The 281-nt window shown below is 30.2% G+C and carries 1 protein-coding gene; it reads left to right on the forward strand.

Annotated elements, in window-relative coordinates:
• A partial coding sequence (locus tag UNSWCS_RS12240) for a hypothetical protein (RefSeq protein WP_035144293.1) occupies nucleotides 1–281 on the forward strand: 281 nt, incomplete at both ends.

The raw sequence follows: 281 nt of genomic DNA on the forward strand, positions 1-281 counted from the left end.
TTTAAAAACAAACACCCTAAGCTATGAGAACCTATCAAATACAAGCTATGCTAAGGGAACAAACTTTAGTATAGGTGCTAACTATATCCTAGAAGATAAAAACAATAAAGATAGCAAATCAAATAATAACCAAGAAGATAAATTTACAGGTCTTAAATCAATAGATCTATCTAATCATAGAAACCTAAGCTACACACTATCTAAAAACCTAGCAACTCTAGGTAGTGGCAACATAGAGATAGTTGATAAAGATAACTCTGATGATCTAACAAGACTAAATA

It is taken from the genome of Campylobacter concisus UNSWCS (assembly GCF_000466685.1).
Classification (GTDB): Bacteria; Campylobacterota; Campylobacteria; order Campylobacterales; family Campylobacteraceae; genus Campylobacter_A; species Campylobacter_A concisus_A.